Genomic DNA, 23137 nt, shown 5'->3' on the forward strand with positions numbered 1-23137 from the left:
GATATATCTTACTTCACCTGTTGGCCAGGTTTTGCACCTTCGTCCGGGCTTAACAGGAAGATATCTTTCCCGCCAGGACCTGCCGCCATTACCATACCTTCGGAAATACCGAAGCGCATTTTACGCGGTGCCAGGTTGGCAACCATAATGGTCTGGCGTCCGATCAGGACCTGCGGATCCGGATAAGCAGAACGAATACCCGAGAAGACGTTACGCTTCTCGCCACCGAGATCCAGCGTCAGACGCAGCAGTTTGTCAGAACCGTCTACGAACTCAGCGTTTTCAATCAACGCGACGCGCAGGTCAACTTTGGCGAAATCGTCAAAGGTGATGGTTTCCTGAATCGGATCGTCCGCCAGCGGGCCGGTAACCGGTGCGGCCGCGGCTTTCACCTCCTCTTTAGACGCTTCAACCAGTGCTTCAACTTGCTTCATGTCGATGCGATTGTAGAGCGCCTTAAAGGTGTTGACCTTGTGACCGAGCAGCGGCTGCTCGATAGCATCCCAGTTCAGTTCGCTGTTCAGGAAGGCTTCAACGCGTTCAGCCAGCGTCGGCAGTACCGGTTTCAGGTAAGTCATCAGAACGCGGAACAGGTTGATGCCCATTGAGCAAATTGCCTGCAGGTCCGCATCGCGGCCTTCCTGTTTAGCCACAACCCACGGGGCCTGTTCGTCAACGTAGCGGTTTGCCACGTCGGCCAGCGCCATGATTTCACGGATAGCTTTACCGAATTCACGGCTTTCCCACGCTTCGCCAATGACTGCAGCGGCATCGGTGAAGGTTTTATACAGTGCCGGATCGGCCAGTTCAGCCGCCAGCACGCCGTCGAAACGCTTGGCGATAAAGCCAGCGTTACGGGAGGCCAGGTTGACTACTTTGTTGACGATGTCGGCGTTAACGCGCTGGACAAAGTCTTCCAGGTTCAGGTCGATGTCATCAATACGTGAAGAGAGCTTCGCCGTGTAGTAGTAACGCAGGCTGTCGGCGTCGAAGTGCTTCAGCCAGGTGCTGGCCTTAATAAAGGTGCCGCGAGATTTGGACATCTTCGCGCCGTTCACCGTCACATAACCGTGTACGAACAGGTTGGTCGGCTTACGGAAGTTGCTGCCTTCCAGCATGGCAGGCCAGAACAGGCTGTGGAAGTAGACGATGTCCTTGCCGATGAAATGATACAGCTCGGCGTCGGAGTCTTTTTTCCAGTACTCATCAAAACTGGTCGTGTCGCCGCGCTTGTCGCACAGGTTTTTGAACGATCCCATATAGCCAATTGGCGCATCCAGCCAGACGTAGAAGTACTTGCCAGGCGCATTTGGGATTTCAAAACCGAAGTACGGTGAGTCGCGGGAAATATCCCACTGCTGCAGGCCAGATTCAAACCATTCCTGCATTTTGTTGGCGACCTGCTCCTGCAACGCGCCGCTGCGCGTCCACGCCTGCAGCATTTCGCTGAACGATGGCAGGTCAAAGAAGAAGTGTTCTGAGTCACGCATCACCGGTGTTGCGCCGGAAACGACGGATTTCGGCTCGATAAGTTCGGTCGGGCTGTAGGTTGCGCCGCAGACTTCACAGTTATCGCCGTATTGATCCGGAGACTTACATTTCGGACAGGTGCCTTTAACGAAACGGTCAGGCAGGAACATGCCTTTTTCCGGATCGTACAGCTGGGAGATAGTGCGGTTTTTAATAAAACCGTTCTCCTTCAGGCGCGTGTAAATCAGCTCAGACAGCTCACGGTTCTCTTCGCTATGCGTAGAGTGGTAGTTGTCGTAGCTGATGTCAAAACCTGCAAAATCAGTCTGATGCTCCTGACTCATTTCACCGATCATCTGCTCTGGCGTGATCCCAAGTTGCTGTGCTTTCAGCATGATTGGCGTACCGTGGGCGTCGTCCGCGCAGATGAAGTTTACCTGGTGGCCGCGCATTCGCTGGTAACGGACCCAGACATCAGCCTGGATGTGCTCCAGCATATGGCCGAGGTGGATAGAGCCGTTGGCGTACGGCAGCGCGCACGTTACCAGAATTTTCTTCGCGACTTGAGTCATAGTGGGCAATTACTTCTTTTGTAGTGAAAAGGGCTTTGATAGTACCAAAATGGTAATTACTGCGCCAAGCGATAAGGGCATTTATACGTAAATGAATAATTGTTGCGGTTGGAGTAAACTACCTGGTGACTATTGTATTTTCAGAACAACAAAAAGGAGTCGGGATGAACCCACAATCCCAGGCCAAATCACCAGAAACCCTGCGCGCGATGGTCGCCGGGACGCTGGCGAATTTTCAGCATTCAACCCTGAAGCATAATCTGACGACGCTTAAAGCGTTGCACCACGTCGCCTGGATGGATGACACGTTGCACGTCGAGCTGGTCATGCCCTTCGTCTGGCAGAGCGCGTTTGAAGCATTAAAAGAGCAATGCAGTGCCGATCTGCTGCGTATTACCGGCGCGAAGGCGATTGACTGGAAGTTGTCGCATAACATCGCGACGCTGAAGCGCGTGAAAAACCAGCCGGGTATTAATGGTGTGAAGAACATCATTGCCGTTAGCTCGGGCAAAGGTGGCGTTGGCAAATCCTCGACCGCGGTGAACCTGGCGCTGGCGCTGGCCGCGGAAGGGGCGAAGGTGGGCATTCTTGACGCCGATATTTATGGCCCGTCCATCCCGACGATGCTCGGTGCGGAAAACCAGCGTCCAACTTCGCCGGACGGCACCCATATGGCGCCGATCATGTCTCACGGTCTGGCGACCAACTCCATTGGCTATCTGGTCACTGACGATAACGCCATGGTGTGGCGCGGCCCGATGGCCAGTAAAGCGCTGTTGCAGATGCTGCAGGAAACCTTATGGCCGGATCTTGATTATCTGGTACTGGATATGCCGCCAGGCACCGGTGACATCCAGCTGACGCTGGCGCAGAACATTCCGGTAACGGGGGCGGTTGTAGTGACCACGCCGCAGGATATTGCGCTGATCGATGCGAAAAAAGGCATTGTGATGTTCGAAAAAGTCGAAGTGCCGGTGTTGGGTATTGTTGAGAATATGAGTATGCATATTTGCAGCAACTGCGGACATCATGAGCCAATCTTTGGCACCGGTGGCGCGCAGAAACTGGCCGAGCAGTACCACACCCAACTGCTGGGACAAATGCCGCTGCATATTTCTCTGCGTGAAGACCTCGATCGCGGTACGCCGACGGTTATCAGCCGCCCAGACAGCGAATTTACTGCCATTTACCGTGACCTTGCAGGGCGCGTAGCAGCGCAGCTGTACTGGCAGGGTGAAGTTATTCCTGGCGAGATTGCCTTCCGCGCGGTGTAATTTCTGGCGTTAAATATTATTCACCGCATCAATGGTATATTGATGTGGTGAATATATAAGATGAAGGGAAAATAGAGTATTGTTTATCCTACCTTAATAAAACATGATTTTTTCTGAATTAAATCCGTTATTCATCATTTAAATTGATCATGCCTATCTCATTGATTTAGTATTTCAATTGGTTTTCGCGTGATAGTACATCTATCATTGCGCCAAATAACCACCCTGCATGTTAAATCGGGTTTAATACAGGAACGACATTTAGATGAAAAAAACTTTGTCGCTGGGAATTATAGTTCTGGCTTATGGATTAAGTCTTCCCACATTGGGCGCAGATACCGCAACCTTAACTATTAGCGGCACCGTTGTCGCGCCGACCTGCAGTACTGAAGTGGTAAATGCTCAACTTCAACAGCGCTGCGGCAACACCACCCACGTTTCCAGTACCGAACAAACTGTCACGTCGGTGGCGAGGGGAGTAACAACGGAACTGGTGGCTATTCCGGGGAGCGATAATCGTCAAATTATCCTCAATCGCTACGACTAGAATATTCTCTTTCATATAGCCCATATCACCTTCATGAATGATATGGGCTTTTTTATTTATCCTAAAAATAAATATGAATGGTAAATTACGCTAACTTATTAATTGTGCAAATAAGTTTGGTTTCTATCTATTTGTTGCGATTATATTGCACGGAGTAACTTGTTTTAAATCAAAAAAACATTCCGTTTACATTGCGGTAACGATTTAAACGTGTAGATTCTAGTTACAGGAATAACACCGCGTAACAAATCTAAATATATTGATTAAGGAAGATACTATGAATCGTTCAATTATTGCTGCTGTATTGGCTGGCGTATTTTTGAGTGGTGGGGCTTATGCTGCTCCTGCAGAGGAACAAGGAACTTTGACAATTACTGGCGAAGTAACAGGTACCGCTTGTCGATTCGATAATGGGAATAACGTTTCTGCAATTGAATTAGGAAATGTACCTGCTTCGGCATTTCAAGGTTACGATGTTGGCGTTGATGTTCCATTTGGCGAAAATGAAGCGACAACACCAATGATTTTGGTATGCGATCCAACCAAAGATGTAATTATTAAAGTTGATGGTGCTGCTTTCGATTATAATGATGTTATCGAAAACACACTGGCTCAGGGATCTGGTGGTGCTACCGGTGTTGGTTTTAAATTATACCATAAAAATAAGTTAATTGAAAAAGACGGAAACTCAACGCTTGCTATTTCTGATCTTAAATCATTAGGCGATAATAAATATGAGTTGCTTCTTTCTGCGCGGTATGCAAAAGCAGCAACTAACGTTTCTGAGGGTAAGGTAAACGGAACTGTAAAACTGATGGTCATCCAGGAATAATGTTATGCCGGCAACCTTGGTTGCCGGCATAAAATAAGGAATGAAAAATGAAGATGCTATGTGCGGTAATCACATTATCAGTTGTTACACCAGTTCATGCAGGGATAGTGATTTATGGCACAAGAGTTATTTACCCCGCGGAAAAAAGTGAAATAACGCTGCAGTTAATGAACCAGGAACAAAATGCCTCTCTGGTTCAGGCCTGGATCGATGATGGTAATACATCATTACCGCCAGAGAAGATTCAGGTTCCCTTTTTATTAACGCCTCCAGTGGTCAGGGTGCCGGGCAATTCAGGTCAACAGCTCAAAATCAAAAAAATGCCCAATACGTTGCCGAAAAATAAAGAGAGCCTGTTTTATCTTAATGTACTGGATATTCCGCCTAATAACCCAGTAAATGCTGGCAAGAATGTTATAAAGTTTGCGATGCAGAATCGTATTAAATTATTTTACCGTCCGTCAGGTATTGCACCAGTTAATAGTGCGACTTTCAAAAAAATAGTTTTGGTACGCAATGGTAAGAGTTTTATCATAAAAAATGACAATGCTAATTGGGTTACGGTAGCTGAGATAAAATTTGGCAGTGTGAAAATAAATGATAAATCAGTGATGGTCGCACCATTCTCTAGTGAACCCGTCATGGTTAAAAGTAGTAACGCTAACCAATATAAATTAACCATTATCAATGATTATGGCAGCTTTATAAGTGATAGCGTCAGCTTGAAATAACAGGAGCTGATTATGTTAAGGATGACCCCGCTTGCTTCTGCGATATTAATTTCGTTATGGAGTATTACTACCTATGCTGAAGAGACCTTCGATACCAATTTTATGACTGGTGGTATGAAGGGGGCGAAGGTTTCTGATTTCCGTATTGATGATAACCATCCATTGCCAGGGCAGTATGATGTTGATATCTATGTCAATACTCAATGGCGCGGTAAATATGAGATTACTGTTAAAGACACCCCTGAAGAAACTTGTCTGTCCCGCGATACGATTTCGCGTTTAGGAATTAATACTGATGAGATCGATAAAACCCAGACATGTCTGACGCTTAAGCAAATGGTTCAAGGAGGAAGCTATAGTTGGAATATAGGAAAATTTCAGTTAAACCTTAGCGTACCCCAGGCTTATGTAGATGAATTGGAAAATGGTTATGTTCCCCCAGAAAACTGGGACCGTGGAATTAATGCTCTTTATACTTCTTATTACCTTAGTCAGTACTACAGCGACTATAAAAATTCTGGTAATAGTAAAAGCACCTATGCTCGTTTTAACAGTGGACTGAATCTGCTGGGCTGGCAGTTACATTCAGATGCCAGCTATACCAAAGCTCAAGACAGTAGCGGTGAGTGGAAAAGTAATACTTTTTACCTTGAGCGTGGGATCTCGCAAATTCTCGGTACTCTGCGTGTCGGGGATATGTACACATCGTCTGATATTTTTGACTCTGTGCGCTTTCGCGGAGTGCGAGTGTACCGTGATATGCAGATGTTACCGAACTCAAGGCAAAATTTTACGCCATTGGTTCAGGGGATTGCACAGAGTAATGCGTTAGTGACTATTGAGCAGAACGGCTTTGTGGTTTACCAAAAAGAGGTACCGCCAGGTCCGTTTTCTATCGCTGATTTACAACTGGCGGGCGGTGGTGCTGATCTTGATGTCAGTATTAAAGAGGCCGATGGGTCAGTAACGACCTATCTGGTACCGTTCTCTTCTGTCCCGAATATGCTGCAACCTGGTGTATCCAAATATGATTTTGTCGCTGGTCGCAGCCATATTGAGGGTGCAAGTAACCAAACCGATTTTACCCAGCTAAGTTATCAATATGGGTGGAATAACCTCTTGACGTTATACGCCGGTACGATGCTCGCTGATAACTACAATTCGTTTACGTTAGGGACTGGCTGGAATACCCGAATTGGCGCCATCTCCGTGGATGCGACGCGTTCGCACAGTAAACAGGATAATGGCGATGTATTTGATGGGCAAAGCTATCAAATTGCTTATAATAAATATTTAACACAAACCGCCACGCGTTTTGGCCTTGCTGCATATCGATACTCATCACGGGATTACCGAACGTTTAACGATCACGTTTGGGCTAATAATAAAGACAGCTATCATCGTGATGAAAATGATGTTTATGACATTGCAGATTATTACCAGAATGATTTTGGCCGTAAAAATAGTTTTTCTGCAAACATCAACCAATCTTTACCAGTCGGCTGGGGGTCTGTGTCACTGAGTACACTATGGCGCGATTATTGGGGGCGTAGCGGCAGCAATAAAGATTATCAGTTGAGTTATTCCAATACATGGCAACGGATCAGTTATACGTTTTCTGCCAGTCAGACTTATGATGAAAATCATCGCGAAGATAAGCGGTTTAACTTTTTTATCTCTATTCCGTTTGAATGGGGAGATGATATTACTTCAAGAAGCCGACGTTTATATGTATCCAATTCAACAACTTTTGATGATGACGGCTTTGCCTCAAATACGACCGGGCTTTCAGGAACGATTGGCGATCGCGACCAGTTTAACTACGGTGTCAACCTGAGTCATCAGCGTCAGGACAGCGAAACGATGGCTGGTGCCAACCTAACGTGGAATGCACCGCTTGCTACGCTAAACGGCAGCTATAGCCAGTCAAATAAATATATGCAAGCCAGCGGCAATATTTCAGGCGGGGTGTTGGCATGGTCTGGCGGAGTGAATCTGGCTAATCGTCTCTCAGATACCTTTGCTATTCTTCAGGCTCCGGGACTGGAAGGGGCCTATGTTAACGGGCAACGATACCGTACCACGAACCATAACGGTGTAGTGTTATACGATACTATTACCCCCTATCGGGAAAATAACCTGATGCTGGATATTTCAAATACGAACAGTGAAACCGAGTTGATGGGGAATCGACACAGTACCGCTCCCTATCGGGGTGCCGTGGTGTTGGTTAAATTTGAGACCGATCAACGTCAGCCATGGTTTATTCGTGCGTTGCGTCCAGATGGTTCACCGCTGACGTTTGGCTATGAAGTTGAAGACAGCCATGGACAAAATATTGGTGTGGTAGGTCAGGGAAGTCAGCTTTTTATTCGTACCAACCAAGTACCGCCGGAGATAAAAGTGGCGGTCGATAAACAACAGGGACTTTCATGCGCAATCACCTTCGATAAAACGATTGATGAAAGTAAAGTTTATATTTGTCGGTGAGGTGATACATGAAAAAGTATTACATAATGTTGGTTTTATTATTTCCAATGATGTCTTACGCAACTTGCTCGGGAACGCAAGAAAAAGATGCTAACATTAGTTTCACATTAACGGACCAAGGGGAGACTAAAAATTTCAATACGAATTTTGATGGGAGTTTTAGTTGTTATAGCTCTGGAGATAAAATTTATATAGCCAATAGCCTACAAGATTATATAGTTGAATTGCAAAATTCTTCAGGCGGGAAATCTATATATATTAAATTAAATGCTTCTGTCGGGGGGGAATCGCCAATACCTACGCCAGGTTCAGTATTTCCCAGTCGTGATTATTCAGCAGCAGATCTGTTTAATACAAAAGATATTCAACTTAAGGTTGAATATGTCGACGCTCCTGGTAATGTAAAACAGCGGTTTTCTAACACCAGCACCTTTACTATTGATGATGCGATTATATTTTCATCAAATTCCAGCTGTAGTTTGACAAATATTTTAGCATGTTTACTAGGTCTGAATGCTTCATTTTCGCAAAAAATAACCTTCAATATAACGCATAAACCGACAACCTGTAAGTTTTTACAGTCTGATTATGCTATTACTTTACCGAATATTTCTATGAAAGATTTACAGGCTGGTAGATATGGAGAAAATGTTTCTGATACTCTCAAGCTAGAATGTAACGGTGTGTATAGTGTAGCAACAAATCCTGTAACACTTAAAGTTTCTTCTGGCGATTGGTCGGATGATGGACTTACCCTGAAAAACACTTTACCTGATGGTGCGCAAGGAGTGGGATTTAATATCTACAGTGGTTCAGATACCAGTGTCCCCTTAAAAAACGGATCTGTTTTAAAAAGAATAGAAAAGATGGGGGCGGTTGATAAATATTATAATTTTATAGTTAGTGCCAGGTATGCACGAATTAATAATGAACCGTTACGAACAGGGAAAGTGCAAAGCAAGGTTGTTTTTACTATTACATATGATTGATTTTTCATGAAATTTAGAACACGAATTGCCTCTTGGACAGTACGTGTTCTTCATTTTAATTAAATACCATTATCGATGATAAAAAATCTCGCCATCGTAGGCTTTAATGATCTTAGCATCGGCATCATTGACCAGCACATACGCGCCGCCCATATAGGTCCAGTGGGTACCTGCCGTCGGTGCGGGCAGGTTGCGCAGATTCCACTGTTTTATGGTGTATTCTTCGGTGAGATACAGTGGTGGAACTTTGTCACCGGGTTTGAAATGGGTGAAGTCAGCAATAAAACTTTTTAGCTCATATTGATCAATACCCTTTGCGGCAGCAGTAGCTGTAGGCGCGGCCCAGACAGTGCTGGTTACGAGCAACAGCGCGCCCAGCAACATTTTCTTCTTCATACCCATCCTCTCTACCTGTTCGGGTCATCAAAATCAGTCATGTATGATTCCTGGCTAACAGGACATCTGACAAGCACTATTTTGTTATCACTCCAGTAATTTCGTAAAAAGTGTAAATGAAAGTACAGAAATCAGGCAACTGTGACCAGAGGTTTAGCGGCGAAGCATCAGCGTGCCGTGCCGATTTACATCATCAGACACAGACAGTATCCTGTTGCTGAAACCAGCATATTACGTTTGTGTTTCAACGACTCGGGGTGCCCTTCCTGGTGAAGGCTGAGAAATACCCGTACCACCTGATCTGGATAATGCCAGCGTAGGGGGCCAAAATTTGGCCTACTTATCATGAGATTGCATCTCTTTTTGTCCGTGCTGAATGCACTTGAGGTACAAAAAGGGCTTAATCATGAGGTACAGAACTCTTCCATACACGTTTCAACGAAACGGCAATTACTATCTGCAAATCCGGCTTTCAAATGGCAGGATGTATAAAAAATCCCTTCTCACTGATAGTTATCGTGAAGCATCTGCTTTGATGGTTGGTGTTATTCCGCACATTCCTTTTGTTAAATCATTAGCTACACCGATCCCGATGTTTGATGCTTTTGTGTCAAACCTGATTGTGTCAGAACGTAAGACAGTGAAAGTTCCGCAGTTACTCAGTCAGCCGATTGTTGTACCTACTGAAATCGTTGAGCCAGTGGCACAAGTTGTATCGGAAAGGATGCTAACCCTTTCGGATACATGGGCGATGTACAAAGATGAAAAAGGGCGCAACTGGACGAAATCGATCTCAATGGCAAATGAGCGTTACATGGAAGTGTTGCTAACTGTCTTGGGAGGCGAAACTGATGTAACGATGATCACAAAGCAGGACATTAAGCAGGTGATGGAAGTTGTTGAGAACCTCCCTAAGCGCGTTGTACAGCCTTATCGATCAATGACCATCCAGCAACTGATAGAATGTGATGATGTGCCACCGGATGATCTCGTGGGTGTTGAAGCTATTCATAAGCACCTCAAAATCTACAAATCCTTGTTTAAAACTTTTCTCACTGAAAGCAAAGACGTTTTGCAGAAGTCCCCAACTGATGGAGTAGTGGCAGCACCTTCAAAAGCGAGGTTCGGTGCTTACAGCACAGCAGAGATGAAAAAGTTTGTGGGGTGGGCGCTAAAACAGCCTGACAACTGGCAAAAGTGGATCACATTGCTGCTGGCATACACCGGAGCCAGAAGAGGCGAGATTGCCAAACTGGAGAAGTCACAGATAAAATTCGATGAAGACAGCCAACGGCATTACTTCCTTATTGCAGAAGGAGGGCAGGGGAAAACTGAAAATGCTACCAGACAAGTAGTGATCCACTCGAAATTGATCGAATGGGGATTTATGGACTACGTTGATCGCCAATGGAAGGAGCGGATTTTCTCAGAAGTTGCAGGAACGAACATGACGAAGATAGGAAAAATGTTTTCAGATCTCCGTGATCAGCTTGGTATTGCGTATCTCGATGATTACGGGCAAAGACGACTTTTGCACAGTATTCGTCATTCTGTTTGTTCTACTGCGATGGCTGGATGGGTAAAGAACATTCTGCATCTACAACAAACGGTTGGTCACGAGAAAAGTGGCGGGATTACTAAACGCTATTTACATACATTCCCACTGCAAAGCATTTGCTATGTGATCGATGGTTTAAACTGGGAATGATAAATTTTGGTTATGTTCTTGTATTTGTTAGTTTTTTCATGGATGATGATTTATCTGTAGACTTCTAATTTATGAGGTTTGAGGTGTTACTAAATAAATTAACTGTTGAAAAATTCCATTCGATAATGGAAAGTATTCTTGAGCGATTAGAGAAAGATGACTATCTCTCATGGGATTTTATCAATCGGTTATCTAAAAATGGATGGGTTCCCCCATTAGCTTTTGATTGTTATGATTACTTTCAATGCCCGTCATCAGAATTATCAGATAAAGAAATTGAATTAGGGTTCATGAGTTTTTTTGAAATTAATTTTGAAAGCGTATTTTTCAAAATAATAGATCTTGAAGAGGAACAGAATCCTTTTATCCACAAGATGTTATTAGAGGTAATTCAAGCATACAGGCAAGGATTTTATCAAATTTGTATTCCTTCATTGTTTGCAATACTTGAAAGGTATTTGGCTGATCTTTCAAATGATGGTGACTTAAGTAATGTGAAGTATAGTATGGGTTTGGCACGAAAAGTTTGGATTGAAAACGATGAGAACGGTCAATTCATTGAAAATGATAGTGAAATTCCTTATCAGTTTGTGCAGAGTATCTATTTAATTAAACAATTCTTAGATAAGTATTTTATCAAGATTGATTTTGAAAGTTTTGATTCGTTGAATAGGCACGCATTTGCCCATGGAAGACAACAATACTATGCAACTCGTGTTGATGTTGTAAAGTTAATTTTTGTTATTACAAGCATTATTAGTATGTATTATGAAATTGAATTCATTACTTCTGAGGAATAGTAATAAATGGCTAATTCAGTTGTAACAAATAAAAATGGGAAAGGGATTTTTAAACGAGATGAATGGATTAAAGAGTCAAAAAGTCTTTATCTATCTGCAAAGATACTACGTAGTCAAGGAGATGAGAGTAAAAGGAAATTCTCTGATGCTAATAAAAATGATAAGTCTATTTATGAATTGATAGACATAGCGACTGCAACAGATAAAAGCAGTCGTCTTTTATTAGGTTATGCTTTTGAATTGCTATTAAAATCAGCAGTTCTACTTATGAATTATGGCGCTACTGAAAATACAATCTCTCAAAAATTTAAGTTTTACAGCCATGATTTGCTATCTATGATTAAAGATTTAGAACTATCTTTATCAGATTATGATTTAAATTTATTGGATCTTTTGTCTCAAGACATAGTACAGCAAGCTAGGTATCCAATAGGAATTATAAAAGATGAACTTTATTTAAAAACGATTAATGAAAGAAATGCTAACCTAGCAAATAATAAGTTGTTTAATGAAATGGTTTCCTTATACGATAAAATAAAGTCAATGGTGGTGAAATTAGATAATGATGTGGAGAATTGTGCTCATTTCAATTCATTAACTTTTAAAGATCTATCATTTTTTATGAGAGGCGGTGGAGGATTAAATGCTCGTTGCATCGTAATTTATTCCTCTGATTATCCTCAAGAGAAAAAAACAAAGTCTTATTTAAAAAGCATTCTTGACCGAAATCCAAATGGGATAATGCGTTGGTATACAGTTTATTGGGATGAATACAACTTTTTTGAAGATACAGGTAAAAAACTAATTCCATTGAAAGATTAATTTGGTTTGTTAAGTAATAGTAATTTCTATGGCGAAATCGACTAAAGAGCAATTAGTCTTCATTGTCAAAAGGTGCGTGTGTGTTTGCAGTGTTCGGACGGTCTGATCGTCACTGTCTCTGTATAATTGGCATTGCTGTAAACGCAAAACTTCGCGTTGTCTGTCTCCCGTTCGTCTGTCAAAGTTAATGTGATCCCTGCGAGGGCCAGGGCTGGCAATAGTGTCAGCGTTAGCACAGGGTGTTTCATTTATACCCCTTATAAGTCCATCTCATTGATCACACGGCTAACGGCTTGCTTGTCTAAGTCCAGATAGCGCCTGGTGTCGGTGATGTTGCTGTGATTGAGCACGGTCATAGCTAACGCGATGTTGTTTGCAGAGCGCTTGTAAATTGCATTACCTCCCGCCTTTCGAAAACTGTGTGCCGATACTGTGCCATGAATCCCGATAGCTTTAGCGGCTTCTGCAATCTGTTTGCTCACTTCCTCGCGTCGTACAGGCGTTTGCTTGTTCATCGAGCGGTTACGCTGGCTTCTGAACACATGCACATCATGGGGATACTCAGCACGGCGACGTGCGATCATCTGCATCACTGGAGCAGGAAGGGTGAGGGCTTTACGCTTACCTGTCTTCTGTTCTTCTATGTCTATCTCACCGTTGATCACTTCGTCGAAGCGTAACGCGACGGCATCCCCCACACGCAGTACGGCGGCTTGCATCATTAATGTAACGTCAGCTATCAGGCTCTTGTTATGAGCGTTTAGCCACTCTCTGATCGCTTTAGCTTGCTGTTCGTCTAACACTACTGCTCTGTTCAATTTACTCTCCTTCAAGGTCACAGATCTAAACCGATGAAATAAACATTATGATCAATTTCAGTGAGTTACAAGATAAATGATCAAAAATTGATCTGTGTTATGTGTGGTGGATGGCGCGATTATGTCCAGTGTTTAACGCAAAGATTAGGCACACCCAGATCGAAAATTGCACAATTCCAAAATATCATCAACAAAATCAATTGGTTGGCGTTTATGAACATGTGTTTAGACGTTGCCAAACCATTAGATCGGCACAAAAAAGGTTGGTAACACTGGAACATCACACTACAGATGGTTGTGTGTGGTTGTTGTCTATTTCATTGATTTTATGTTGGAAAATGTGAGGGTATTAGGCGAGGGTGGCGCTAACCTGCCAGTATGCACGGAGTATGCAGAGTTTATTCACTTGAAACTGATTGTGTAATGAAATGATTAGAATGCTAATGAAATGGTGGATTTTGGCATGAAAAAATCAGCGGCGTTTCATTTCGTGAAAACTCGTTCGACAAATTGCACCTATCATGAAAGTGCTCATAGTGGACAATGATCGCTGTGAGCCGCACGGGGTAAGGCTTTAACAAGGTTAAGTGATTTTAAAATTAAAGTTGAAATTTAACTTAGGCTAAATTTTTCTTGTATCAATGGCGTTTCTTTACCTGCCAATTACCAGCGGATTACGGGCCAGTTTGATGGGAATTACACCAGGGTTATTGCATGGATAAATCGGAGTGAGCAGGGCGACGATTTACCGTCGGGTAAAGTGAGAAACAAGCACCCCTACAGAATTCTGTTACCCTTTGGACTTTCTATGCACCAGTACCCCTACAAAATACTGTGACCCTACCCCCACAGAAAACTGTTAGACACCCCCACAGAATTTTGGGGGAGGGGGTAACAGAATTCTGTTAGCTATTAGATCACTTATTAAATTACTTTATTAGATCAGAACTTATGATCTTTTTACGCTGTTCCTGGTCGGTACTCTACGGGAAATCTCACCTACGCCACCCTTGACGGGCTGACGGTTCGACCCCGTACCGCTCAGGAACAAGCACAAGCGTAACTCTGTATCTTCTTGACTCGTGCAAACTTCGTTTCTGACGAACGTCAGGCACGAATGATTTTATGCCGTAGGCAAAGTACCGTTGCGCTGTGCGCGTAATAATCGTGTGCTTCGCCAGTGGCTAAAGTTCACTTACCCCCGTACCTCGTGCAAGTTCACTAAGCCTCAATCCAATACCAACTAACTACAATCCTGATAACTACCGTTATCCCTCTGTAGTTGTGCTATTGGTTTCGGGAGTAAGTGCCAGAGGTGCGCCCGTATGCCGTTATGCTTCACAGCAGCCTCATAGAGCGTTTTAAGCAGGGCAGGGAATACCTATGTAGCGCATGTGTATGCAAACCTCGCATAGCTCGATACAGCGCGTTTTATGGTAATTGGTAGAACTTGATCTCTTTTGGTGAGTATGCTATGATCTTAAATGGGTAAAAATAATTATTGACTTTTATCTTGTTTCGTGTTAGATTAGTATCAGGAGCTAAGAAAAAGATTCTTACCTTCTATCTCTGAGGTGTTCAGCCTCCCAAAAATTCCAAATCGCAATGCACTTTGAGCCGTCAGGCTGCAAGGTGTTTTTATTTTATCTCAACTAAGGAGAACCGTTATTAAATACTTCGACATTGACACTACGGTGTCACAGCTTGTTAACGGTGAAGTCACCCGCTTCCAAATTAAAGCTATACGCAACACTAATCGTAAGCACGGCTATAAAGAGCGTGAAGAGTTCTTTAATGAAGTGCTACGACGCTTCGATCTAATTAGAGCAGCAGAGAAAGAAACTGACAAATAAGCCAGAAGGAGAAAACCACATGAGCGACATTATAAATGCGAAGAAACAACCGCGCACTTGCTTACACATTCCTGATGAAACGTTCCAGGCCTTATTTAAAGAGGCGAGAAATCAAAGAGTGACAGTTACAGAATACATCCTCAATGTTCTGAATAAAGAGGCAACCAATCTTAACAAGGGCAAGTGATCCAATTATCACCATAGTAGCGCCGTGAGCGCGATTACAATTAAGGATAAAATTTCAAATGACAACAAATGATGATCAATTTGTCAGGGTTCCTATGTGGATTCTGAAAATAAGCCACGTCAACGGGCATAAATTTACTGATGGTTCTAAAAATCTCTATTGCTATCTAAGGGGATTTGACCGCGCATTTCCTTCTTATGCAAAAATAGGTGATGTGTTTGGAATAACGCCAAGAGCTGCAGAGGAACGAGTTAAGAAACTGCTTGAAATGGGATTGATTATTAAAGATCCGCGCCCTGGGACTTCTAATCTTTATCAAGTATTAGAGATTCCACGAGAAGAATCTCCAGAACTACAGCCTACTCCCCTTGAAGTGCATGAAAGTGCTCCAGCACCTACGCCAGCCTCTGAACCAGTGAAGACCGCAGAGGAAAAGCCGGATGATGATGTGATTATTGATTCAGTGTGCGAACTGCTGTCAAAGCCTGACAGTTTACGACAGCAAAACAGGGGAGATACATTTATAAATTATGCTCGTCGTGTAATGCAAAGTAACCATAAGAAACTACCTTCCAGATTCGAAGATAAGTTAGAGATGAGATTTGAAAATCGTTATCCACACTTCTATGGACGATTCGGGATACCATTTTAACCAAGGGGAACAATGAACAAACTATACCTATTGAACGAAGCCACACATCATCAAATCGAATGTAACACTGTTTGCCAACGTCTTTATAATCACTTGGCATCTCTGCACCGTGAGAATGGAAAATTCCGTTCCAGCATTAGACAATTATCAAGCGCTCTGGGCTACAGTGAATCCGGTGTTAGGTATTGGCTATCTCTGATGCAACAAGCCAATGTTATTACGCTCACTCGTAAGAGCAACGATTATGATTTTGATGTGTCTCACAATGTCTCTTTCATCACCTCTAACAATTAACACGAGGTGCAATGAGTAAAAAAGAACGTAATACTATCACCCGCCTTGAGCGAGAGAACGTAAACAGAATCAAATCATCCCGCCTCTACATTAAATCTCTTGAGGAAATCCCAGGGGAATTAATAGAACACATTGAAGAAGTACATTCAACACCGCCCTCTGTGGAAGAGTGGGCCGCGTTAAATGATCTTCTCGAAAGTTCGAGCGGATTGTATTACAAACCACGTAAACGCAAAGTTTATAGTTGGGATGATTCAAATTTGAAGAAATGGCAATGCCTGGGCTTCTCATCCCTTGAGCATTACATCACTTATAACCAGATAAATAACACCGTAGCCGGAGTGAGAGAACTTGACGGCTTATTTTTAACGGAGAATGACAACTATGATTGAAGAAATCACACAACACCCACATTTTAAAGAACGTGTTGAATACGTAGAATACCTATTCGAACAAGCCCTCTCTCTCGAAAAAGAAAATAAAATAGAAGAGATCGAACTTATCGTTGATGTACTGGCTACAGAAGCCGCGCCATTCCTGGCAGGGATTCAGGCTATCAAAGGTATTAAGGAGCGTATGCAAGATGCAGAATAATCACCCTGAATGGCTAACAGACGTCCTGCACCAATTCCACTATGAACATCACGCCCCACTCCTGGAAGCCGTAAACACTATGCAGCAAGACAAAACCCCACAAAGCCTGATGCAGGTGGTGGCGCTTATGATGACGGCTTGTAGCGAGTTAGGGAGCATCTCTACAGCTTGTATGCAGGTTGAAGGGCTACAGGATGATCCGGCATTGCTGGAAGAGCTTAACGAACTTGTAGCAAGCATTCAGGATGTTAAAGAGCAAGTGGGTGAAACTATTGAAGAATTCAAATCCTCTGGCATTGCAGAGGAATGCGCTATAACATAAATGTTGAGTAATTGATTGACAAATTGTGCTTTTTATGTCATAATGGAGTTATAGGGTAAGTATTCGAATCACTTCTCCCATAGATGGCTATTTCTCCACTTGTAGGGATAGCCCTCTTCTCTAAAATCATTCCTCTTGATTTTTGGTTGTGTTCTTTATTGCTACGTTTCGTTTGTTTCTAGCAAGGATTCTCCACTGCTTTATTTATTGCCTCTTCTCAATAAATAGGGGGTATCCGGTGGAGAACACCTTCCCTTTGAAAGCAACAATTCACAACAAGTGATTTTATAGAAGAGCAATTCCGCTCTTTACAGCTATTACTTTGTTTATAACAACGTGTAGTTGTCAGACGACATTATTTAAATGAATGGGAAACTGTTTCATGATCTACATGATCAGGTGTTTGAATAATGGTTTGCCTGTAGCTTACAGTAATGTAAGCACCCCTCTTATTAATTATTGAGCTTCCCGAAAGGTTGAGTATTTAATGAGATTCCACTGACTATTATTGCCAACGTGTAAACACGTTTAATAGTCTGGGCTGGATTTCCTCCTAAGATTGCCAGCCTCCCCAAAGAAGCGCCACCTGGCGCTTTCTTTTTTATCTCCTATAAACAAAAAAGTTACGATAAGGAAACTTCTTCATGTTTCTGATGAACTATGACCGCGTGATCACTCACAAATCCTCTTCACTTGTCCTCACTGAAAAGATGATGAAACAGGCGGCGCATGTATTAGGCGTAAGTGTCGAAGAGATTCGACAGGCTACAGAGAAATTCTGGCCTACAGCCACGATCACAAAATCAAATACCCCTCACCCATCATCAGGGCTTGAGGAACGATTAAAACTATTAGCAAAAGGAAAATAACCAATGCAATTTGGAACATTTCAAACTCTGAACGGGAATAACAGTCACGCCCGTTATAAAATCATCGCTCACGCAAGTGATGCAATTATGCAGGATAAGCTGATCCGTGTGGAACCCGGTATTCCTGCCGATCTTATCATAGGTGATCTCGTTAGCACATCAGGCGCGAAAGCTGCCACCCCTGGTGACATTGCGTATGTTGTCGTAGAACCTGCAAGCGCTGGTGATAAGGCGTTTATTGTAGCTTCTCCAGAGCATACTATTTTAGCCCTGGTTGGCGTTGAATTTGGAAGCCTGAATAAATCTCTGGCTCAAGCGCAATTAGCGACTCTTGGCTTCACTTTCACAGACTACGACACCGTAGCTCTACGCACCACCTAATTAAGGATAATAATAAGAATGGCTTATTCAGATTTATTTTCTGGCAACATGTATGACTTTGCCAGCCCGTTTACATTCTCTACTCAACTAAACCAGATTGTAACTAATCTTGGGTTATTCAAAATTGAGAATCACGACGTTAACTCAATCGCTCTTGAGAAAGTCACAGATGTGAAAAATCTCGTTGCACCAGAGAAAATGCCCTACGCTCAAAGCGATTGGAACAGTGCAGAACGCCCAGAATTTACCAATGCCCTCTATCAGCTTAAATACACTAACTCTTTAAACTCTGTCACCTCTCGTGACCTTGAGCAGTATAAAGTGCGTGGAACCGTAGACACTGCTGATCAAATTACCCTCGCTATTAACGATTTCAGCGATGCGCAGTATGCACAGGTGAGTAACACGGTAGAGGTTGACCTTGTAGAAGCACTATTAGGGCTTCGTGTGCAGTCACAATACGCCGGACAGGGCAATTTAGATTTCCTTGCAGGTGATAGCAAAACCACCTACACGATGGACATTAGCGCAGACGCTAACGTATTCCAGCAACTAAGCGAGATCGGACGAATCCAGAATGTGAAACTGGGATCAGCACTTGCACAGGCTAAACAGGGCGTAGTGATCCTGGCTTCTTGTAAAGCTGCCGTAGCGCTTCGCTATCACCCATCCGTGAAAGATTTCATGGTGTATACGCTCCCTCTGGAGCAGGGCGATAACTTCTACACCCGCACTAAAGGTGCAAACCCTGCTTTTGAAACCTGGACGCTAAACGGCGTAACCGTGATTGACGTGACAGGCTATAGCCTCATCACTGACAAAATCGGGGTTGATGGCTTTGTGAGTATTCCTGTAATGACTCCTGAATCTAACGCTTATGTTCTTCACTCTGGTGTTGGTGTTCGCCATGCGACACAAGGCAAAGGCGCGGATCTGTATCACCAGTATGTAATTGTTGATCAGCGTTGGGGCTTCCCAGAAGTGGCTACAGAGTGTAGCTATCTGCCGATTGTTAATGTGCCTCAAGCGATCATTTTCGGTACTGTCTCAGAATAATGAGCGTAGACGGTAGTTCTTCCCGTCTGGAAATAACAGAAGAGCTTTTCAATCAGGGGCGTAGGGAACTGGAACACGCAAAGCAAATGCGCCAGCCCTTGCCCCTTTTTATTTTCTATTCCAGAATGAGGAAAGATAGATGCAATTAATTTTGAAATCTGCAAGAGGGCTGCATGTTCAATTATCGGCCTCTGATGCCGAAGGCTTATTAAATGTTGCTGCTATTTGCAGACTATTAGATGTTGACTATAACGGCGTGAGACAACGTATTTTTCGTGGTGAAACTGTAGAGCAAGCGATTCATCATTTTTTAGATCAGAAAGGCGGTGCTGATGCTTGAGATTAACACAAGTAAGATTGTTAACACCGTTACTTTCACCGTAGATAAAAGCAGTATTGCGGAGGCTAAAAAAGCCGCCGATGACCTTCAACGCCATTTTAAAAAGCTGGAGAATCCGAAGATTCGTTTCCAGGCTCAAAAGCAACGAAGAGCTAAAGCGCGGGAACAAATAGCGGATTCAAAATCCACCCCTCCTAAAACGCCCAGTGATTTAAAACAGCAACGCCAGGCAGAAAAGGCAGGGAAAGCGCAAGCCAGGGAAGCGGCGAAGATTGCCAAACGTAATGAAACAGCCGATCTGAAATTCCGCAGTGCTAATCTACAGATGAAAGGCATAGCCGGGAAATACGGCATTGATCCTGCGAAGCAATACCAGTTTTCCCGCTTCGCTAAGGAACAGACAGAGCTTTTCCGTAACGGTCAGATTAGTAGCCAGAAGATGAACTATGAGCTACGCGAACGCATAGCTCTTATGCGTCGTGAAGCAGCGTTACAAGCTAAGGTGACAGCTTCCACTCAGGCTCAGGCGGCGGCAATACGCCATGCTAAGAAAACAGACTATGCAGGGGCTGCAAAGGGCATTAAAGAAAGAGGTATAAACGGCATCATCGGCGGTGGAGTGGGCTTAATCGGGGCCACTGCTGCATTTGCTGGCGGGGCAGGTGTCCTGTCTCGTATTCGTGACAAAGGTAATGAAAACCTTGAGTTAGTTAGAAAGTCAGCTCTGGTTAAAACTAATCCAAATGCTGTTAAAGCCCTTGTAGCTTACGGACAGCAACATGGTATAGATAGCGCATCAGTAGACAAGGTGACAGACAACTTCAAAGATGTGCGCGAACGCTTGGGAGAATCGGTTACAAACTCCGCATTTGATCAGAAATCTGGTAAATGGAAAGGTGGTAACGGAGCTATAGACAACGTTATGAACCTGTTCGGCTGGAACAAGAAGCAGATCACTCAGTACCAGGATAACCCGTTAGATTTCATTCAAGCCACTGTTAACGAAGGTCAGCGCCGTGGAATGTCTCAAGCGTCCATCGGGCACCTGATCGAGGATTACGGGGATGACCTTGCACACTACACCGATCTATTCCTGAATAATGGTGCGCAGTTTAGCAAGACGTTGAAAACCCTTGTAGAGAGTGGTCAAACCCTTAACGATGAACAGATCAAACAAACCTATGCTTACGGCGATCTAACCGTTGCAATGGGTAATCTGATGAATGGCGTTGATAACAGCCTCTTTACTGGATTCATGAAAGGTTTTGCTGATGGCGGTGATGACCTCGTGAAGAACACCAAAGTGATCACCGAATCAGCTGGAATGCTCGGAGAGGGTTTAGGCAATCTTTCTAAAGAAATCACCGGGTTTGTGGGGGAAATCTCCGGCGTAATCTCCGATCTTAATGCAGGGCTTCGCTCTCGTTTCCCTCAGTGGTTCACTGATAGCGATAAGCCAGCGGCCCAGGCTCTCTATGATGGTGCTGTGGGTGGTTCTGCGAATGCTACTGCGGATTGGATTCAGGATAAGACAGGCTTTGATACTCGCTCAGTGGGGCCTGCTATCATGGATTGGTTGGGCGTTGGTAGTGGTAATGCTGGAACAGCGGCAAATCAATACAGCCTAAATGGTGATTCTCTTCGCGGTTCTGCAATGTCACTTAGCAGCGGCAATGCGCCAGTGTACACGGTGAACCCTACATTCAATCTAAATCTTGAGGCATCCGTACCGCTCACCATTGCAAGCGATAGCTCAAGATTAAGCGATTACATTGATTTCCAGGCGAGAGCTTCACAAGCCAGCTTTATGCAATCGCTCACGCTGTCAGCTTTAAGCGGTCAATCCTCTACAGGTGGATGAGTATGATACTGAATCAAGGTTATGATAAAACACTTAAGCCAAATTTCAATTAAAGGAATCGATCTTGAACTTTGATGATTTATCCTCTGATGAACTTGATCAGCATGTTATGGATCGCCTCGTATTTGAAGAAGAGGAATTATCTCCCATCTTAAAGGGGCATCTATTTATTGAGAAAGTTCTTGAAACATTAATTTCAAGAAACCTTGTTGAGCCTAAGGCATTTTTCAGGTCTACCCGTTCTTATGATTTAAAAGTAGATTTGGCCTTTGCTATGGGCTTGCTCAATAATAAATACTATTCTGCATTCAAAGCGATTAACAAAGTTAGAAATAACTATGCGCATAAGCATGATTACAAGGTTACTCTTGAAGAATTGAATGCTTTCAAATTTGATTGGGAAGAAATCCAGAATAAAGCATTTGCTGTGGCATGTGGAAAAAGTATTGGCGAGGGGGCAAGTATTGCCACAATGTTTTTATGTTGGAAAGCAATACATCTCCTCGACAAACAAGAAGGTTAAAAAAGGGGCTTGCGCCCCTTTTTATCATTTACGCCCTTTGTTGGACTGAGCCAGAACAGAGGCGGCAAGTTCTTTGGTCAATTCACTTGAGCGAGGGTTGTTGAGGGCAGCAGATGCTTTGTGTTCCATTGCACCGCTTGTTTGGTTCGAAGAACCCTTTTGAGACAGTGCTGAACCAGCAAGGCTCTTTTGGATTCCAGATGCGTTAGGGTTGTTCAAGGTTTGTGCTGCTACTGATGCGACTTTGCTTGATGTTTGCTTTGAATTATTAGCCATTCTCAACACCTATTCAGGAAGTGAATTTTTGCACATGTTGTATCTGATTTATGAATAAACACAACATGTAGTGTTAATGGTAATTCTCACCGCTTCGCTTTGCAACAATGAAAACGCAGTTTACTGGTTAAATTCACAGTTGGTAAATTGTGCGGTATTTTATGCTGCTCAAGTGACTTCTTTTACGTGATTCATAGGTGATAACACTGGTTTTGTTGGTCGGTATTTGATCAATGGTTGTGAATTTAGTGGGGTACAAACTGAGGTACAAGGTGGGGTACAGCGCGAAGAAGCGATAACCGGAAGGGTGGGCTTGCGCCAGCAAGCAACTTCCCCTAAGCTGGCAAAAAGTATAGAGATTCAATCTACATGACTCGGGGTGCCCTTCTTGTGAAGGCTGAGAAATACCCGTACCACCTGATCTGGATAATGCCAGCGTAGGGAAGTCTGACACTGCTCGTGTCCCTTCTTCGCGCGGGC

24 protein-coding genes and 2 riboswitches are annotated in these 23137 nt (G+C 43.6%); of the genes, 20 read left to right on the forward strand and 4 right to left on the reverse strand.

The genetic code is table 11. The features are described 5' to 3' along the window. Window positions 1-8: 8 nt before the first annotated feature. Window positions 9-2042 (reverse strand): methionine--tRNA ligase, encoded by a 2034-nt coding sequence (gene metG, locus FDX04_RS15745; protein WP_079223487.1) that lies wholly within the window; start codon window positions 2040-2042, stop codon window positions 9-11. Between the two features lie 164 nt (window positions 2043-2206). On the opposite strand from metG, the gene apbC reads away from it, so the two are divergent. The 6 genes from apbC (at window position 2207) to FDX04_RS15775 (ending at window position 8905) form a co-directional block, all read left to right on the forward strand. Next, window positions 2207-3316, forward strand: a complete 1110-nt coding sequence (gene apbC / locus FDX04_RS15750; RefSeq protein WP_137371193.1) for an iron-sulfur cluster carrier protein ApbC — start codon at window positions 2207-2209, stop codon at window positions 3314-3316. A gap of 265 nt (window positions 3317-3581) precedes the next feature. Next, the gene (locus FDX04_RS15755; RefSeq protein ID WP_042307374.1) at window positions 3582-3863 is read left to right on the forward strand and encodes a DUF2574 family protein; all 282 of its coding nucleotides are present in this window, start codon (window positions 3582-3584) and stop codon (window positions 3861-3863) included. Between the two features lie 277 nt (window positions 3864-4140). Further along, a complete protein-coding gene (locus FDX04_RS15760) occupies window positions 4141-4695 on the forward strand; it encodes a fimbrial protein (protein WP_079223488.1) in 555 nt (184 codons plus the stop codon). A gap of 47 nt (window positions 4696-4742) precedes the next feature. Further along, complete coding sequence (locus tag FDX04_RS15765; RefSeq protein ID WP_042307377.1) at window positions 4743-5426, forward strand: fimbria/pilus periplasmic chaperone; 684 nt, start codon at window positions 4743-4745, stop codon at window positions 5424-5426. Between the two features lie 12 nt (window positions 5427-5438). Next, the gene (locus FDX04_RS15770) at window positions 5439-7916 is read left to right on the forward strand and encodes a fimbrial biogenesis outer membrane usher protein (protein WP_042307378.1); all 2478 of its coding nucleotides are present in this window, start codon (window positions 5439-5441) and stop codon (window positions 7914-7916) included. Between the two features lie 8 nt (window positions 7917-7924). Beyond that, window positions 7925-8905, forward strand: a complete 981-nt coding sequence (locus FDX04_RS15775) for a fimbrial protein (protein WP_137360800.1) — start codon at window positions 7925-7927, stop codon at window positions 8903-8905. Between the two features lie 69 nt (window positions 8906-8974). Here the strand turns inward: FDX04_RS15775 and FDX04_RS15780 are convergent, their stop codons facing one another. Beyond that, window positions 8975-9301 (reverse strand): RcnB family protein, encoded by a 327-nt coding sequence (locus FDX04_RS15780; RefSeq protein ID WP_032941982.1) that lies wholly within the window; start codon window positions 9299-9301, stop codon window positions 8975-8977. A gap of 243 nt (window positions 9302-9544) precedes the next feature. Next, window positions 9545-9640, forward strand: a riboswitch (TPP riboswitch). A gap of 67 nt (window positions 9641-9707) precedes the next feature. On the opposite strand from FDX04_RS15780, the gene FDX04_RS15785 reads away from it, so the two are divergent. The 3 genes from FDX04_RS15785 to FDX04_RS15795 all read left to right on the forward strand — a co-directional run bounded on the left by FDX04_RS15785 (window position 9708) and on the right by FDX04_RS15795 (window position 12631). Continuing rightward, window positions 9708-11009, forward strand: coding sequence for a tyrosine-type recombinase/integrase (locus FDX04_RS15785; protein ID WP_137371194.1), 1302 nt, complete (start codon window positions 9708-9710; stop codon window positions 11007-11009). An 83-nt stretch (window positions 11010-11092) separates the two neighbouring features. Further along, window positions 11093-11809: a hypothetical protein gene (locus FDX04_RS15790; RefSeq protein WP_137371195.1), complete on the forward strand. Its 717-nt coding sequence runs from the start codon at window positions 11093-11095 to the stop codon at window positions 11807-11809. A gap of 6 nt (window positions 11810-11815) precedes the next feature. Beyond that, window positions 11816-12631, forward strand: a complete 816-nt coding sequence (locus FDX04_RS15795; RefSeq protein ID WP_063162044.1) for a hypothetical protein — start codon at window positions 11816-11818, stop codon at window positions 12629-12631. A gap of 257 nt (window positions 12632-12888) precedes the next feature. Here FDX04_RS15795 and FDX04_RS15805 read toward each other — a convergent pair whose 3' ends face one another. Next, on the reverse strand, window positions 12889-13449 hold the full coding sequence (locus FDX04_RS15805) for a tyrosine-type recombinase/integrase (protein ID WP_063162045.1): 561 nt from the start codon (window positions 13447-13449) through the stop codon (window positions 12889-12891). Window positions 13450-15321: 1872 nt separating this feature from the next. On the opposite strand from FDX04_RS15805, the gene FDX04_RS24230 reads away from it, so the two are divergent. The 11 genes from FDX04_RS24230 (at window position 15322) to FDX04_RS15860 (ending at window position 22381) form a co-directional block, all read left to right on the forward strand. After that, window positions 15322-15489: a hypothetical protein gene (locus FDX04_RS24230; protein WP_162838660.1), complete on the forward strand. Its 168-nt coding sequence runs from the start codon at window positions 15322-15324 to the stop codon at window positions 15487-15489. Between the two features lie 58 nt (window positions 15490-15547). Beyond that, window positions 15548-16141, forward strand: coding sequence for a transcriptional regulator (locus FDX04_RS24515; RefSeq protein ID WP_233465200.1), 594 nt, complete (start codon window positions 15548-15550; stop codon window positions 16139-16141). Window positions 16142-16446: 305 nt separating this feature from the next. Beyond that, on the forward strand, window positions 16447-16827 hold the full coding sequence (locus tag FDX04_RS15820; protein ID WP_137371198.1) for a hypothetical protein: 381 nt from the start codon (window positions 16447-16449) through the stop codon (window positions 16825-16827). Continuing rightward, window positions 16820-17029, forward strand: coding sequence for a hypothetical protein (locus tag FDX04_RS15825; protein WP_137371199.1), 210 nt, complete (start codon window positions 16820-16822; stop codon window positions 17027-17029). Before FDX04_RS15820 ends, FDX04_RS15825 begins: the two co-directional genes overlap by 8 nt. Continuing rightward, complete coding sequence (locus FDX04_RS15830) at window positions 17019-17351, forward strand: hypothetical protein (protein ID WP_137371200.1); 333 nt, start codon at window positions 17019-17021, stop codon at window positions 17349-17351. The genes FDX04_RS15825 and FDX04_RS15830 overlap by 11 nt, the downstream gene beginning before the upstream one ends. Before the next feature lie 644 nt (window positions 17352-17995). Continuing rightward, window positions 17996-18220: a hypothetical protein gene (locus FDX04_RS15835; RefSeq protein WP_045890506.1), complete on the forward strand. Its 225-nt coding sequence runs from the start codon at window positions 17996-17998 to the stop codon at window positions 18218-18220. 3 nt (window positions 18221-18223) lie between these two features. Continuing rightward, the gene (locus FDX04_RS15840; protein ID WP_137371201.1) at window positions 18224-18601 is read left to right on the forward strand and encodes a hypothetical protein; all 378 of its coding nucleotides are present in this window, start codon (window positions 18224-18226) and stop codon (window positions 18599-18601) included. An 18-nt stretch (window positions 18602-18619) separates the two neighbouring features. After that, on the forward strand, window positions 18620-19657 hold the full coding sequence (locus FDX04_RS15845) for a major capsid protein E (protein ID WP_137371202.1): 1038 nt from the start codon (window positions 18620-18622) through the stop codon (window positions 19655-19657). Between the two features lie 139 nt (window positions 19658-19796). Beyond that, a complete protein-coding gene (locus FDX04_RS15850) occupies window positions 19797-19997 on the forward strand; it encodes a hypothetical protein (protein ID WP_046883281.1) in 201 nt (66 codons plus the stop codon). Further along, entirely contained in the window at window positions 19990-21858 is a 1869-nt protein-coding gene (locus FDX04_RS15855) for a hypothetical protein (protein WP_137371203.1), read from the forward strand. Before FDX04_RS15850 ends, FDX04_RS15855 begins: the two co-directional genes overlap by 8 nt. Before the next feature lie 64 nt (window positions 21859-21922). Beyond that, window positions 21923-22381, forward strand: coding sequence for a hypothetical protein (locus FDX04_RS15860; RefSeq protein ID WP_063162046.1), 459 nt, complete (start codon window positions 21923-21925; stop codon window positions 22379-22381). Between the two features lie 24 nt (window positions 22382-22405). Here the strand turns inward: FDX04_RS15860 and FDX04_RS15865 are convergent, their stop codons facing one another. Next, window positions 22406-22657 (reverse strand): hypothetical protein, encoded by a 252-nt coding sequence (locus tag FDX04_RS15865; RefSeq protein WP_071603011.1) that lies wholly within the window; start codon window positions 22655-22657, stop codon window positions 22406-22408. Window positions 22658-23022: 365 nt separating this feature from the next. Beyond that, a riboswitch (TPP riboswitch) is annotated at window positions 23023-23118 on the forward strand. Window positions 23119-23137: the final 19 nt, after the last annotated feature.

The sequence above is a fragment of the Citrobacter sp. wls615 genome (genome assembly GCF_005281355.1).
Lineage (GTDB): Bacteria > Pseudomonadota > Gammaproteobacteria > Enterobacterales > Enterobacteriaceae > Citrobacter > Citrobacter werkmanii.